Source organism: Hoeflea sp. AS60, from assembly GCF_038900115.1.
GTDB lineage: Bacteria > Pseudomonadota > Alphaproteobacteria > Rhizobiales > Rhizobiaceae > Hoeflea.
Genome location: NZ_JBBMQP010000001.1, coordinates 2,231,536 through 2,246,810, shown reverse-complemented (window position 1 = coordinate 2,246,810; position 15,275 = coordinate 2,231,536). Strand labels below are relative to the sequence as shown.

Here is a 15,275-nt window from a genome sequence, read left to right as displayed (position 1 = left end):
AATCGGGTTCCCAGACCTGCAACCGGCAAAACAGCTTTTCTGACTTTACGTATCTTCGTCATGTATTTTCCTCATTTTGTTGATGAAGTTCTTGGTTTATCCGTGCGCCTTGGCGGGCAACTTCAAGATCGCCGCGGATGAAGATGGCAGGGTCAAACCAAAGTTAGTGAAGCCCTGGCCCTTGTCCGAATGGATCAGCCCGCAGTCTGTCGACTTCGTTGCGCTCAAATCCCTATTCTCCGTAATCACGCGTCAGCACAGCACCCAGATGCAGGATCGCATCGTCGAGACCTGCTCGCCAATACTTCCAGTTATGACCGCCCTCGCGGACGCGAAAGCGATGACGCAAGCCGGCTTTCGTCATCATCAGATGGGTTTCCGCATTTCCGCCGAAGAACGGATCGTCAGCTCCGACATCGAAATAGAGTCTGGGAATGCGTGAAAATTCACTTGTGTCGGCCTCCGCAATGAGGCTGTTGATTTCTGTTTGCGCCCATTGCTGATTAAGCCGAGCGTTGCCTTTGAGCCCGATACCGAACCAACCTCCATAGCGGGCATCATAGGCAGGCTGCGAAAGTTCTGTGATTTGCTGCCGGGTCCTGAAAGCGGCGCTAAGAACCGCCACACCGGCCCAATCTGTAGGTTGGCGCAACTGGAAAGTCACTGCTGCGACGCCCCCCATTGAAAGTCCGAGTATCGCCCGGTTCTGACTTGTGCCTAACGCGCTGTGGCGCATTTCCACAGTGGGCACGAACTCCGTTTTGAACATCTCTTCCCACCGGGTGAGACCGTCAGCGTCGTCCATGAAATAGGTCGCTACCTCATTGTGCAGATCGCGACGTCCGTCAGGCGCTATCGCGATCACGGGGGGGATTTCACCGGAAGCTATAAGACGGTCAAGCACCTGCTCGATCCTTGCCAACGTGAACCAGTCGCTCGGCTGTCCGCTTCCACCGCCATGCAGCAAATAGATGACGGGGTAGGATCGGCTGTCATTTTCATAACCCGGCGGAAGATAAAGGGCATAGGACACCAGCCTTCCAAGTGTGGGGCTAGGGACCGTGTTGTTGAATGTCACGGTTCCCGCCACCGAATGCGCTGCAGCGAGAGCGAACCATAAGCAGGTTGCGAGCAACATCAGACATGTCTGTTTGAACCAATTTACCATTGAACAGATCCTTCAGTCAGAAATCGAGCTTGTAGGAGAGCGAGAAACTGCCGTCGAGAAAGTCGGCATCCCTGCCTCCGGACGGATTCCAGGGCCAGCGATTGTTGGCATAATTGGAATAGGTCAGCGTCACCCTGTCAGTGAATTTGTAGCTTGCTGTGTATGAGAAGTCGGGGCTGTAGCTCAGTTGCGTGCCCGGCGCATAGAAATGCGCAGTGCCGCTTACGCGTAGTTTTTCGGTGATGGAAACGCCGCAGGAAAGTGTTGCGCTGGTGTCAAACGGATTGGGCAGGCCGACGCCGACAGAGCAGGCAGCGGTCTTGTCGAAGGGCAAATCCAGATGAGGCAGCTTCAAGCTTGCACGAAAACTTCCGTTTTTCAAAGAATCGACAAAGCCATTGCCAGGTGCGTTGAAGCGACCGCTGTAATTTGAATAACTGAAGGCCAGCCAATCGGTCGCCTTGAAGTTCAATGAATAGGCAAAGTCCGGGTCCCATTCCTGTCGCTGTCCAGAGAAAGGATAGCCAATCAGCGAAACCCGCATGGTAAGGCGGTCTGTGAACTGAATACCGCATCCAAGGCTGGTACTGGATTTGCCGACGTGTTCTTTCGTCGAGCCGGGGCGGGCATGTCTAAGCCCCAATCCGTAATTGAGCGAACATGACAGGCGTAAACGGTCTGCCAGCGAGGGATCTTTATTCTGGTTTGTTTTTGCTTCCACCAGTTTTTCCGTGGCCGCAAGGTCGGGTTTGGTCTGCGCTTGGTCTTTGTCTTTTTCCGGGGCCGGTGAGGGCGCGGGTGAATTCTGTTGGGGTGGCAAAGGATCGTTTGTCGGGACAGCGCACGTATCCGGGAACAAAGGATCGGGAGCGGAACAGTCCTCGGACATTGCTGAACTCGGCGCTACATCAACCCTGGTATTGGTGTCCTGCGCCACCGCCGTCACCATCGCCACCGGCGCAGGCGCAGGCTTCGGCGCTTCAACTGGCGACTGCTCCGAGGCCACCACTTCAACCGATTTCGGCTGAGGCGCAGGATCTTGCTGCTTGTTTGTTGCCGTGGCCAAGGTCCCGGAAACTTTGGTCTTGGTGATGTCTGGGATTGCTGCCACTTCAAATTCATCTATTTGAGTTGCCGCGTCCTCCGCGTTACCGACTTTCGTCACCGCAGGCTTGTTCGCCTTCGCTTCTTGCGTTTTGGCGACTGCGACGACTTCGCCTTTTTCTGGCTGCGCTTTGGCGTCCTCTGCCGAGCTTGCTTTCATCACAGCAGGCTCGGGCGCCTTTGCTTCTTGCGTTTTGGTGACTGCAGCGACTTCGCCTTTTTCTGGCTGCGCTTTGGCGTCCGCTGCCGAGCTTGCTTTCATCACAGCAGGCTCGGGCGCCTTTGCTTCTTTCGTTTTGGCGACTGCAGCGACTTCAGTTTTTTCCGGACGCGTCTTCTCGCCGTTCACCTTGATGCCCGTCGCCTTTTCAGGCTGTGGTGCCGTCGGCTGGGGAGCTTCAGATGCTGCTGACACTTCAGTGGCTTCTGGCTGCGGCCTTGTTTCAGACGCGCTACGGATTGGCTCTGCCGCAGGCTCAGTTACCTTGCGCCTGGAACCGTCAGGGCTTGCGACCGGATCAATCGCATTTGCAGGCAACGCCGCCTGCGACGGCCTTTCGAGCTGCTTCGATGTTGCAAGTTGCCGTCCTGCAATGCCATCACTGGCGCTTTCAGATCCTTCAAACGCTTCAGGTTCTGAGGGGCCTGGTGAGATCTCGCTGGACACCAAAGGTGCTGACGCGGGAGCAGGTTCCGCAACTTGCGGCAGTGGTGGTGCTGCATCAGGACCAGCAAGGATCCATTCAGCAAGGTAGCGTGACAGGCTGGGTCCGTCGATTTCGGCTGGTATATTGGGACGCCGTGTGCCCTTTAGTCTCACGAAAATGCTGTTTCCGTCAGAGCCGATGACGGTGCAGGCATCGGCGCTTACGCAGCCAACTGAAAAATTTTCGGCGGATCGATCCGCATCTGAAAGGATTGTCCCCGATCCGTCCGGGTACAGACGGTAGCTCCAGCCGTCAATTCTTCCGATCTGGTAACGGGACCAGGAAAAGACGTTGGGTGTGTCTGTTGTCATTTCCTCGGCGCCCGGAAAGATCGGTTCTGAGGTGTCGAATATGACGGGGCCAGGTGTGTTCTGCGAAATATGAGTTGCGGCGTGCGCGTTTTCGGGCGCGTGACTGTCTGCCATTGCCTGATCCAGACAATGGATTGCACCGAAAGCTGTCAAGAATAGCTTTAGCGCAGCCGTCTTCATCTCACGGCCCGTTTGCAAAGTGCGGCATCCACGCGCGTGATGGCCGTTTCGATTTCCAGGTCGCCGTTGCCTTGGCCAAGCTGTGCCTCAAGAGCGCTTCGTGTTTGCGGCCCCATCAACCCGTCCAGCGGCTGAATGTGATGTCCGGCTTCCACCAGCAGCCGCTGAAGCACCAGAATGGGAACGCCTTCGCGCGGCACCCCCGAAAGTCCACAGCCCTCTGATGGTTGCAGGCTCACGCCCAAGCGGGCGTCAGGGCGTGTGGCTTCGCCGCCAATATTTTCTCCGGCGAGTGTAGTCGGCAAGTCATTTGTCGCGCTTGGCCGTTCCCGGAATTCAGGTGGCAGGGTTTCTTCAACCAGCGGTACCCGGCTAACTGACGCGTCGAGTGCCTGTTGAGTGGCAACAGCAGCAGCAGCAGCAAGCCCGGCATGACTGTTTACTGGCGCAGGCTCTTCCGAACTGGGTATTGCGGGCAGATCAGCTGTTGCCTCCGGTAGATAGGGAATGCCTTCGTTCCTTTCGGAACCGCTTCGTAGGCACCTCGCCAATTGCGACCCGAGATCAACAGCATCATCTGGAATAGGGCCAATCCATGTTTGCTTACATTGGACAGGGTCCCCCCCGCAATGCAGGTCTACGGCCCAGTTCGGGTTCTGGCTCCGCTCCGACAAAAGGGCCGAGCTGTCAGAATAGATCCGGTAGATATAGCCAGCTACGCGCCCCTCTTGAAACAGACCGGTTCCTGCAGCCGGGCCCAGGCCGCCGGGATCCAATTGCTCTACGGACTGCGTCACGGGAGTTGACGCTCCGTCGAAAGGAGAGACGCAAACTGCGGCACCCGCTGGGGATGCTGCCAGACCAAAACCAAGCGACAGGATTGAAACATGTTTCATGGAAGCGGCCTTATCAGTGCGCCATGGGCGCGGAAGGAAAGTGCCGCCAACACAACAGCATTGGTGTTTGCTGTGATCGAGCCGTTCAACTCACCTGAAGACTCATAGATTCCTTCAGCCCAGCCTTTTTCCGGGTCTGCGGCAACTTCAAGGTCCTCAACAAGCTTGGCTGTGTATTCGGTGCCAAACAGGGCATTCCATCCGAAGGCAGCCTTGGTTGAAATCGTGCGGCGATCATCCATCCTTTCGCCCTTGAAGCTCAGTACCGCCCAAGGCGAACCACCGCCCCAGATGGTTGCGTAGGCAAAATACGGTGCCGAATCCAGATGTCCCTCGCTCACAGCGGTGAGCTTTCCGGTTTCTCGAAAGCGCGCCTCCTGCGCCTGGTACACCGCAGTGGCGAACCTTCGTGAACGGGCGTCGAAGCCGAATTCCAGTCCATCAAAGAGGTAGGGTTCGCTGACCACGAAGGCTGGCGTGGTGGCACGGTGCAGACGCGTATCGACGGGCACAGGAATGCCTTCGACATCAGGTGCCATCAGGTTGCCCTCAACATCGTAGGCGCGCCATACATCATACCCGAAAAGCATCATGCCCTTGGCTGCATATTGTTCGTAACCGACGCGGCCTTCCTGGTTAGGGCGGATCTTTCCGTCCACGATGTTGGTGCCCATCAGTTCGCCATCGACCACCATCTTGTCCAGCTGCCAGCGCGCCAGGATCGCCTCGATCGCAGGTGCCAGCGTTGGATGGTTCCGCTCTATCAGACCGAAGGTTGCAACGATGCGGGCGACATCAAGCGCCGACCAGCCAAGCCCCAGTTCGGAAGGCTTGTTGCTGTAGTCCACCAGTTCCAGCGTACGGGTATGATACGCCTTGTTGGGCAAGGTACCGTCGAAGAGGCGCAGTTTCACGAGGCTTTCAAGAGCCTTTGAAAGGCGTGCTTCGGCCTCTGCCGCATCAATCAGACCAAGTCGCTCTGCCGACAGCACTGCAACGAAGTAGGAGCCCGTCTCCCACATGGTAGTGGAGGGGTAGCTGTTGGCCGAATTGACGAGACCACTGTCCGGATCAACATTGTTCTGGAAATACGTCCAAGCTATCCGAGCCTGTTCGAGATCCTTGTCGGAACTCTTGCCGACCACAGCCAGCGGCAGCGGCGTGATCGCCTCAAAGCGGTCCATGGGGTTTGGAGCGGTCTTTGTCTCTGTGGTTTTCTGCATATCGCCCAATCCTTCCAGCCAGATGACTAGGGTCAGGCCCAGCACAAGGGCAACCAGAAAGACGATATGGCTGCGAGCACGGACAAGGTTTTCACGAAAGCTCATTGGATACATCCTCTTTGTCTGACGGTGTCCAGAGTGCGGCGGTGACCATCCCCGCCATCGCGACACAGTTGTTTATGCCCCAAAGAATATTGGTCACGACGCCAGTGGTTGAGTGTTGGGTCTCTCCGATCAGCAAAGCGCCGACAGCCCACATACTGGAAGCAACAGTCAACACGATCACCGCAAGCTGGGGGCGTACGATGCTCAGAAAATTGCCGGACTGTCGGTCTTTCGGCGTCACGGGAAACGAGATTTTTTGACCTCTTGCCACGTTCCACAAGGCGCGCAGACCCAGCGGAAAAAACGATAGATAGCTGGCCTTCGCCGCATAGCCGGCCAGGCCCCATGTCCCCACCATCATCGCCAGTTCCAGGGCTACCAGGAACGGGATCACGTGGATGAAGAAATCACCGGTATAGGCGGAAACCGGCGCAATGCCGGAGAACAGATAAATGATCGGAGCGGCGAGAAAGACCAGGTTCCAGATCGACCCGAGATAAGAATAAAACGTCGACGCGTACATCATACGCTGCGAGAAAGTCAGGCCGGGACGAAACAGCGGGTTGTCATTGAAGAGGATGTCGAGGCTGCCACCTGCGTATTTGTATCGCTGGATGGTCCAGGTCAGAAGGTCCTGGGGCGAGAGCATCTTGGATTCCACCATGGGGTGCAGGACGGATTTCCAGCCACGCTCACGGTCGGAATGCAAAACGATGGAAGTGTAGATATCTTCGGATACATGGAACTTGTAAGGCGTCAGCACCTCACCAGTCACGGCTTCGGTGCGGATCGCTTCCATGAGTTCGGGGGAAACTCGACGCTCACGGCTTTCGACCGTGATCTCCTCCTCAGCAGCTGCAACGCGCGCCTCAACATTCTCTCCGAATTTGCGCAGCGCAGCCTCCATGACCGCTTCGCGCCGGTGAATGGAACCAGCTCCACAGCAGAATGAAGCGTTGGCCCAGTTCCTGCGGCGCAGGATCACATCGTAAAACATTTGCGGATCATTGACGAAAGGATCTTCGCCGAGCTGAATGCCACCGAACAGCTTTTCGCAGATGGCGCCCACTCGGTTGCCACGTGTTCCAAACCGGCGTGCGAGTGCATGTGTGAGGCTTTCGCCGCCGGGAAGGTCGTAAAACCATTGTGGTGTTTGCACCCAGGCGACCTTGGGGTCGCGAAAATGCCCCATGGTGCGAAGCAGAAGCGTGGGAAGAGGGCGGGTATCTGCGTCACAGATCACCATGAAGTCGCCGTCGGTCTGCTCCATTGCGTTACGCAGATTGCCGGCCTTGAACCCTTCATTGGTGGTGCGCGAGATGTAGCCTACGCCTTCGTCATCGGTCACCGCCTTCATCGCAGGCCGCCGGCCGTCGTCCAGAACATGAATGCGAACGTCAATTGGATGTGGATATTCAAGCGCCTTGGCGTCGAGAATACCCAGCCTGACAAGTTCAGGCTCCTCATTGTAGGTAGTGAAGAAGATATCGACCGAGATTGGCCGACCAGCCTCAGGGCTGTCGGGTACGACGTCCTCAACGCGTTCCGGCGCCACCGGAATGACGACCGGCTGGTCTTTCCAGAGATTGAACACGAACAGGATCAAGCCGATATAGGCCAATGTCTCGGCGAGCACGAGCGGCAGCGCGAACCACAACGCGTCGTAGTTGAGAGAATAAAGCCAGCGCCAGCCAACATACCAACCGCCAACCACGAGCGCGATGGTTGCAAGGAATTGCCAAACCATCTCGCGAGCTGGCGAATAGGTGAGCGGCTGAGGAGGAACCCGACCTTCAAATTCCTGGAAATAGTTATCCATGATCAGGCCTCATTCTTCAGAACCGGACGCAACTTGGCCCAATTCCAGGGAGCCGGACCGAGTCCGATTGTCCATGCAAGCGGCTTGAAGCGCCCGACCCAGACGGCAAAAAGCAGCGCTGCGGGCAGAACCACGCAATAGCGAGACAGTACGATCACTGTGGGTGACATCATGGTGGAGAGGCCGCTCTTCACGACGGCAATATCGTAGAGATCGATCATCATGGGGTGGACCAGATAGACGCCGAAGGTGTACTTGGCGAGCATCGACCAGCGAGGTGACCAGTTCAAATACTGCCCGCCCAAAAACAGCGAGAACATGAACAGCGGCATCAGGAAATGGCCGTAGAAATCCCAGCCGGCGCGAATGCCCCAGCTGCCTTCAAACAGGGCATGGCCAAAGAACGGCAGCGTCGCGATGTAGGCTATGCCGGCAAAGTAGAAGCCGCCGCGGCGAATTAACTTGGATTCACCTCGAGGAATGCCGTCCTTCCACAAGCCATAGAGCGCGAAAGCTGCGAAGCCGTAGCCGACATAGCCCCACACCTTTGTGATCCGGATCAGATAGTCTCTGATCAGCGGGCTGATATCGAGTGACCAGAAAAAGGCGTGCACGTGGTTCATGGCGCCCAATGTGGCAAACAGGGCGATTCCGAGGATCGGATATCTCATCGCCAGTCGCATCACGGGATAGAACAGGAAGAGTGCAAACAGGGTGGGCAGGAAGTGCATATGATACTGTGACTTGCCCAGCAGAAAGAACGAAAGCCAGGTCTGCCACTGTCCAAGTTGCTCGAGATAGGAGGGCGCATACCCGAAGGCGCTGGCCTTGACCAACCTGAAGAGCGCATAAAAGATCGTCCAGAACGCGAAAGGGACCAGCAGGCGTTCAGCCTGAGTAGCAATCGCCTTGCTGTAGGCAGGGCGGTGCCGATCAACCCGCAATGCCATCAGGAACAAAGAAAAAAAGAAGAACATCTCGGATCCCGAGAATTCCGCAATCGAGCGCAGGAACACGGGCACAAACCGCTCGCCGGCAGTAGCCGCAGGAAACGGCTGCCCGGAAAAATCGGTGGTCGAGTGAATCAGAACCACGCCAATTGCTGCCCAAACGCGGTTGGCGTCAAACCAAGTCATGCGAGTTTTGGTGGAAGTACTCATCACTGGCCCCACTTTGCCTGGGAGGAACCGGGATAAGTGATCCGCGGTTCAGGTTTGGAGAACGGTTCCAGCTCCGGGCGACACTCGGTCGCGGCAATTCCATCGGATGTGGAAATCGGGCGGCAATATTTGAATGCGCTTTCAGGCACTGCCGGTTCGGGCAGATCAATGGGTAGCGAACAGGTAGCGCAACCTTTGCTCTCGACGATCATCGGCTCCGGCAGGCATTTGTTGACGCGTATGTCGCTTTGCGAGAAGGCCATGTCCCAGTACTGGGTGTTATTGTTCAGCTTTTTGAGGATGGGGCCCTGTACCTTGTAAAGCAGCGCCGCCAGGATGATGCCGTTGTTGTTGGCGGTCTGGAGCGGGATAAATCCGTTGCCGTTCTCATAGAGGCCCTCGTAGAAACCCTGATCCTCCTGCGACAGATCCGCAACAGTATCAAACAACAGATCAGTGTAAGGCACATCCCATAGCGCCCACATGCCGATGGCGGCCTTTGCTGCCACAGCTGACCGGTCAGGCTGATAAATCTGGCTCGGATCAAGCGTGTTCCACGCATAACCATCGGCGAAGATTGAATCGTAGACGAAGTAAGGTTTTCCATCGACCTGATGTTCGGACCGCGCGGTCAGAATGCCGGTCTGCTCAAAGCGTCGCTGCTGAACCAGGAAAATGCGATGGGCGAACTCGGCGCGCCAACCCTGACTTGCAACCCCCGGATATCCGTCATCGCGAGATGGCAGATCCCAGCCGAGTTCCAGCCCGTCCAGCAGATAACTTTCAGTCAGGACGTAGTTCTGGTTGTGGAAAACGCGCGGATCACGCCCGTCATAGGGCACATCGACGTCGTATATCTTGGTGTAGGCCAGTGGCTCGGGATCGAGAGCTCGGGGAACATCAAAGCCCCACATGGCAAAGCCCTTGGCGGCATATTCCTCGTAACCGAGCCGCCCTTCCTGGACGTAGCGATTTTCACCCTTCCCGGTCACGATCGATCCAAAAAGACGACCGTCCTCGTGCACCATGTTGCAGAAGTTCCATTTCAAAGGAATATTGTCGATGCTGTTTGCCAGATATGGATAGCGATTTTTCAGGATCTGCAGCCAGATCAGCATGCGACCGATGTCGAGTGCAGAATATCCGACTTCACCGGGCTTGTTGGCGTAGTTCACCTTCTCGCCGGTCTTGGTGTTGTAGACCTTGTTGGGCGCTTCTTTCTTATAGAGGTCGAGATTGCGCATAGTCTTGATGAACTTGGTTGCGCGGTCATCAAACGTACGCTTGTCGATGATACCAAGCTCTCGGGCGGCAACGAGGCCGCTTATGTAAGAAGCGGTATCCCACAGCGTGGTCGACGGGTAGGACCCAACGGCGTTCACCAGACCTGTCTCGGGCTGGTAGCGCGATTCGAAATACGACCAGGCTGTCCTCGCCATGGCCATCTCGCGGTCAGTCAACGGGCCATTGCGTCCGAAGAGATACTCAGGGTTTATTTGTCCATAGGTTTTATCTTCGACCAGAAGCGGCGTTTCCGTGGCCTTTGGTGCAGTCGTCGGAAATTGGCTCACAAGCGATGACAAGACCTGCGTTGCGCCTTCGTCTGCGGACAACGCCTTGTCAGGCTGCGGAACCGTCGCGGCATTCAGCATTGCCTTGTCGGTTTTACCGGCCGGCATATTTCCAACCAACAGACCGAAACCGGCTGTTGCCGCGAAAATCATGATTGGCAGTTTGTAGGTCATATGAAATCTCCCGAATGGACGGTGGTTTTCATCGGGTTTGAGCGCAGTTGACTTCGCAGCTTGGGGATGCAGACCAGTCGGCGTGAAGAAGCTCGTTGAGAGCGGCTCACCGCAAGCTCGTTGGAAACCAGCTCAGGGGCTGCGATCATGGTTGCCCGGAGACAGCGCAAGGCGTTCATTGGCTTTCCTTTCGCTCGAACACGAGGGTGAGACGATTGACGCCTTCGCTGGAGCAATAAGACACATCGTCGGCGAAGAACCGGATGAGTGAAACGCCGCGACCGCCCTCGGCCATGACATCGATCAGGTCGAGACTGGTGGCGTTCTCGAACAAGTCAGGCGGGGCCGATGCGCCTTTGTCCGAAATCACAAAGGTTGCGGTTTCTGCATCAAGTTTGACTTCAATGCTGACCGGCTTGTCATAAGGCGGCTTGACCGCGTGCACGACGATGTTGACCAAGGCCTCCGATAGCGCGACCTCGAGACCGGCGAGCTTCGATTCCGGCAGCTGTCCCGCGACGGCGGCCTTCAGGGAAATCACCATTGGATCGACTGCGGCGATCTGTGCGGTCATTTCGAAGGCCGCATGCATCAGACACGCTCCTGCAGCGCGCTGACAGCTGCGTCAGCAGTGTCATAGGCTACAAACACACGGTTCATGCGGGTGATTGCGAACATCTGCGCGACGCTATCAGCCAGGCCGCAAACCACAATTTCTCCGCGATTTCCGATTTTCTTGAGCAAACCAACCAGTGCGCCAAGACCGGATGAATCGACGAAGGAGACGTCGCCAAGGTCAATGACGAAACGACTCTCGCCGTTGTCAATCAAGGCAAATACATCGGTCTTGAAGGTCGTGGCATTGGCGGCGGTGAGCCGTTCGCTGCCAGGGCGAACAATACATATACCTTCGTTCTTCTTGTCGGTTTTAATCATTGAACTATCCTTCTTTTGCATGCCAAAATTGTTAGATCGTCGTCTAAAGGAGAACCGGCACGCCAATCAGCGAGAGCAGCCACAACAGCGCCCGGGATGGCGGACACTTCGCCCGCTGCCCCTGCGACAGTTCGCTCAAAACGGTTCTGTCCGAACGGTTCGAAATTCATGTTCTCGGCCTCAGTTGCGCCGTCTGAATAAAGGATCAGCGTCTCGTCAGAACCGAAGCTGGTTTTTTGCGTTTGAAATTCGGCACATGGGATGAGTGCGACCGGATAGCCGCCGTCGCCTACCTGGCGCACCTGCCCATCGCACGCTGCAATGAGCGGCGGTGAATAGCCTGCCTGGCAGTAGTGAAGCTCGCTTGTTGCAGGTTCGATCACACCGCAAAACAAGGTAAAATAGTCATTGCTGTCTTCGCGCAGGAAGCGTGTGTCGAGCGCCCTGGCCAACAACGAAGGGTCAGGGCTCCCGTCAGCGGCAATCGCATGTTGACGGAAGTAATCCACGGTGAGCAGGTGACCGACGGCCACCGACATCAGCGCCGCGTGGACCCCGTGGCCCGATACATCCATTGCATAAACGCCGGTAAACCTGTCGGAGATGTCAAAAAAGCCAAACATGTCTCCAGACACAAATGATGATGGCACAAACGCCGAGTGAAACCGGTAGTCACGGGTCTCAGCATGCGCTGGCGGAAGCAGCCTACGCTGGGCCCCACCTGCATCGCGCAAATCGGTTTCTATGCGCTCACGGGCCTCTTCAAGAACTCGGTTTCTCTCCGCCAATACCTCCTCGTGCTTCACAATCCTGGAGGCCGCGTTCATTCGTGCTTTAAGGATTGACGGATCAAGCGGCTTGGCCATGAAATCATCGACCCCAGCTTCAAGTGCGTGGCGGCGGGCCGACGTCTGATCATGCGCGGTGACCATTAGGATATGAACGTAGCGATCGCCGGCTTTGGCGCGTATGCGGCGCGTCAGCTCGTGACCATCTATGCCAGGCATATTCAGATCACAGACGACAACCTGCGCGTCCGACTGGTCCAGCAACTCAAGTGCCCGCTCGCCATCGGCCGCCTCAATGGGCAGATAACCCAGATTTTACAAGACGCTAGAAACGAACGTACGCTGAATAGCGTCGTCGTCGACTACCACTACATTCATCAGAAACCCTCAACGCTATACACTTGAGAAGCTATTTGTATTTCTAAATTAGAAAATACTTTAACTGTGTGAACAGCATCTTAAATCCGGGTAGTGAGTTTTCACCATGATGCAATTACTTCGCTGGAAGTAAAACTAGTAATAGGTATTTTTACTTACCTGAAGTTACGAAATTTCAATTTTTCAAAAATGTATAATATGATGAAATATTAACAGATATTAATTTTATAAAACTGCGCGCAATGCAGCCTTAGTGTCCTGCCAAAGGACGTGTAGACTAGGAGACGTCCTGCGAATACCAGACCGGGCGTCGACCAATATCTCTCTTAACTGTTCACGAAACACCACAGCTCCGAAAAGGGCCGCGCCGCCTGTTGTCTTGTGCACACGCGCCGATATTTCCGGAAGGGGTTGCTCTTCGTGGAGCCAGCTCAGCAGAGCGTCTGTCTCTTTTTCGAATTGCTCCAAGAGCGCGGGGAATTTCGCGCCAAGCACCCCCCGCATTTCAGATAGCTGCTCCACGTCGAGAAGGGGGATGTCTTCTGATGTTTCAGATATTTCAGTCATTTCATCGGCGACCGAACCTGTTGGCAGTGCCAGCTGCGCCAATAAAGTATCAAGAGCTGACCGGGACAATGGCTTGATGAGAACAGATGTCATGCCGTCTGCCAGGAATGCCTGGCGCTCGTCCGGCATTGCATTCGCTGTCAAAGCGACAATTGGGACGTGAGCGCAGATGCCGTCGCCAGATCGGATTGCCCGGGTGGCAGCGCGCCCATCCATGATCGGCATGGAGATATCCATAAGGATAAGATCGAAGTGCCGACGTTCTGTCACTTCCACAGCCGCACGCCCGTCATCGACAAGTGTTACATCATGCCCACCGAGCTTGAGCATGTCCTGCACAACCTGTTGATTGATCGGATTGTCTTCCACAACCAGAATATTTCGTGGTTTTACGGGCTCTAACCCGGCCTCGACCTGTGCCTCTTCTTCCGCAGGAGGGTCGGCCACTTTGACCGGTACATGCAAGGTGAACCGGCTCCCCTCCATCGGCACGCTTTCCGCCGCGATCCGACCGTCCATAGCCTCGGCAAAGCGTCGCACGATGGCTAGTCCCAAGCCTGTCCCCTCGGTCATCCGGTCGTAGAGCGTATCGCCGGTAACAAAATCATCAAAAATGTGCTCCAGTTGATCCGGGTCAATTCCGACACCGTTATCCATCACCTGAATTTCAAGATCGCGCTGGTCTTCGCGTTCCCCGACAACCTCAAACGTAATGGTGATTTTCCCGTTGCGAGTGAATTTTACGGCATTGCCGATGAGGTTCATCAGGATGTGCTCGAGACGATCTCGATCAGCAGATATCCAGTCCAGCGGTGTCCCGATCCAGCTCCAGTCGAGTGTAGTATTGTGGCGTGCCGCCGCTGCAGACTGACCATCAACCAGATCCTGCAACAGTGCGTTGAGCTGCATCGGAGCAGCGCTTATCCTAAGCTTGCCTGCATCATAGCGTGTGATGTCGAGCACGTCGGTGACGTGCCGCATCAATTGGCGGCCGGATGTTTGCATGTGGGCAACAAATCTGTGCTGGCGGTCATCAAGCCGGGTTGCGTCAAGCAGGGAAAGATTCCCAAGCAAACCATTCAAGGGGGTGCGGATCTCGTGGCTCATTACCGCCAGAAAGTCGGTCTTGGCCCTCTCGCCTGCCAACGCCTGATCACGCGCCTCCATCAATTCGCGTTCTGCCGCCACCCGCAATGAGATGTCACGGATGAAGGCGATGAATATGTTGCCTTCATCCGTGACTGCAGACTGAATAGCCAGTTCGCACGGAAATAGGCTGCCATCATGTCGCATTCCTTCGAGTTTGACGCGTCCTTTGCCAACCACGTTGCGTGCCCCGTTATTACGCATGCGCTCCATGCCGGCATCATGCGCATCGCGATACTTTTCCGGCACTATGACTTCGCCAATAGGACGTCCCATCACGGCTGAAGCAGCATAACCAAAGATGGTCTCGGCAGCAGAATTGAACTCGAGTATTGCTCCATTCGCGTCAGCGACCACGACCGCGTCAAGCGAGGTGGTCATGACGGTGTTCATTCGCTGGCTTGTTTGGGCAATGTGGCGTTCCCGGGCGACGCTTTGGGAATTGAGACGTCCAAGATAGAGAACAAGCAGACCGAGCGACAGGACGAGCACCGCGACGGCTGCTACCAGCCGCATGATCGTGACGCCGAATGCGGTGCGCCGCGCATCGGACAGGCTCGCAAAGAATTTTATGCTGGATACAACCAGTTCGCGCATGTCCTCGCGCGCAGCTATGGCATCGGCTGATATCTTCGGTAAAGCTTCGCGGAGCCTGTCATCAGGTGCGTCGATCATCGGCGCGGCGCTGTCCAGAAAGACGCGCACGCTCTCTATCAGCTTGTCGTTTTCAATATCGCCGCGCATCTGCCTGTAGAACTTGGCGTTTGTCAGCGTGTCCATACGGCTGTAAAAAACGTCAAATCTCTTGCGCAGCTGAGATAGGTCGTGACTGGGGCTGCTGAGTGCATCGTTTACGGCAGCGTCAAACTCCAGAAACTCCACCTCGCTTTGTGACAAAGTCCATTGCACATTGTCGGATTGGGCGGACTGCAGCAGATTCATGTCGCTTGCTACATCCCGGGAAAGCAAGCTGATGGCGGCGATCCCCACCAGACCCATCAGGGTAACAGCCGCCAGAACCAGGCGGCGACGGAGTTTGCCG

Annotated in this window: 12 protein-coding genes; 1 reads left to right on the top strand and 11 read right to left on the bottom strand. The window is 56.0% G+C overall.

The features are described 5' to 3' along the window. Window positions 1-232: 232 nt before the first annotated feature. From WNZ14_RS10270 to WNZ14_RS10225, 10 genes are all read right to left on the bottom strand, one after another. Complete coding sequence (locus WNZ14_RS10270) at window positions 233-1,168, bottom strand: alpha/beta hydrolase-fold protein (RefSeq protein WP_342868466.1); 936 nt, start codon at window positions 1,166-1,168, stop codon at window positions 233-235. 16 nt (window positions 1,169-1,184) lie between these two features. Next, window positions 1,185-3,470: a hypothetical protein gene (locus WNZ14_RS10265; protein WP_342868465.1), complete on the bottom strand. Its 2,286-nt coding sequence runs from the start codon at window positions 3,468-3,470 to the stop codon at window positions 1,185-1,187. Next, a complete protein-coding gene (locus WNZ14_RS10260; protein WP_342868464.1) occupies window positions 3,467-4,366 on the bottom strand; it encodes a hypothetical protein in 900 nt (299 codons plus the stop codon). The genes WNZ14_RS10265 and WNZ14_RS10260 overlap by 4 nt, the downstream gene beginning before the upstream one ends. Continuing rightward, a complete protein-coding gene (locus WNZ14_RS10255; protein ID WP_342868463.1) occupies window positions 4,363-5,694 on the bottom strand; it encodes a DUF3131 domain-containing protein in 1,332 nt (443 codons plus the stop codon). Before WNZ14_RS10255 ends, WNZ14_RS10260 begins: the two co-directional genes overlap by 4 nt. Next, on the bottom strand, window positions 5,681-7,513 hold the full coding sequence (locus tag WNZ14_RS10250) for a glycosyltransferase (RefSeq protein WP_342868462.1): 1,833 nt from the start codon (window positions 7,511-7,513) through the stop codon (window positions 5,681-5,683). The genes WNZ14_RS10255 and WNZ14_RS10250 overlap by 14 nt, the downstream gene beginning before the upstream one ends. A gap of 2 nt (window positions 7,514-7,515) precedes the next feature. After that, entirely contained in the window at window positions 7,516-8,673 is a 1,158-nt protein-coding gene (locus WNZ14_RS10245; RefSeq protein ID WP_342868461.1) for an acyltransferase, read from the bottom strand. Next, window positions 8,673-10,418, bottom strand: coding sequence for a DUF3131 domain-containing protein (locus tag WNZ14_RS10240; protein WP_342868460.1), 1,746 nt, complete (start codon window positions 10,416-10,418; stop codon window positions 8,673-8,675). The genes WNZ14_RS10245 and WNZ14_RS10240 overlap by 1 nt, the downstream gene beginning before the upstream one ends. A gap of 175 nt (window positions 10,419-10,593) precedes the next feature. Continuing rightward, entirely contained in the window at window positions 10,594-11,010 is a 417-nt protein-coding gene (locus WNZ14_RS10235) for an ATP-binding protein (protein ID WP_342868459.1), read from the bottom strand. After that, window positions 11,010-11,375, bottom strand: a complete 366-nt coding sequence (locus tag WNZ14_RS10230) for an STAS domain-containing protein (RefSeq protein ID WP_342868458.1) — start codon at window positions 11,373-11,375, stop codon at window positions 11,010-11,012. Before WNZ14_RS10230 ends, WNZ14_RS10235 begins: the two co-directional genes overlap by 1 nt. Next, complete coding sequence (locus tag WNZ14_RS10225) at window positions 11,351-12,220, bottom strand: SpoIIE family protein phosphatase (RefSeq protein WP_342868457.1); 870 nt, start codon at window positions 12,218-12,220, stop codon at window positions 11,351-11,353. The genes WNZ14_RS10230 and WNZ14_RS10225 overlap by 25 nt, the downstream gene beginning before the upstream one ends. 72 nt (window positions 12,221-12,292) lie before the next feature. On the opposite strand from WNZ14_RS10225, the gene WNZ14_RS10220 reads away from it, so the two are divergent. Then, window positions 12,293-12,547 carry a hypothetical protein gene (locus WNZ14_RS10220; RefSeq protein ID WP_342868456.1) on the top strand — a complete coding sequence of 85 codons (255 nt, stop codon included), beginning with the start codon at window positions 12,293-12,295 and terminating at the stop codon, window positions 12,545-12,547. 198 nt (window positions 12,548-12,745) lie between these two features. Here WNZ14_RS10220 and WNZ14_RS10215 read toward each other — a convergent pair whose 3' ends face one another. Beyond that, complete coding sequence (locus WNZ14_RS10215) at window positions 12,746-15,232, bottom strand: ATP-binding protein (RefSeq protein WP_342868455.1); 2,487 nt, start codon at window positions 15,230-15,232, stop codon at window positions 12,746-12,748. Window positions 15,233-15,275: the final 43 nt, after the last annotated feature.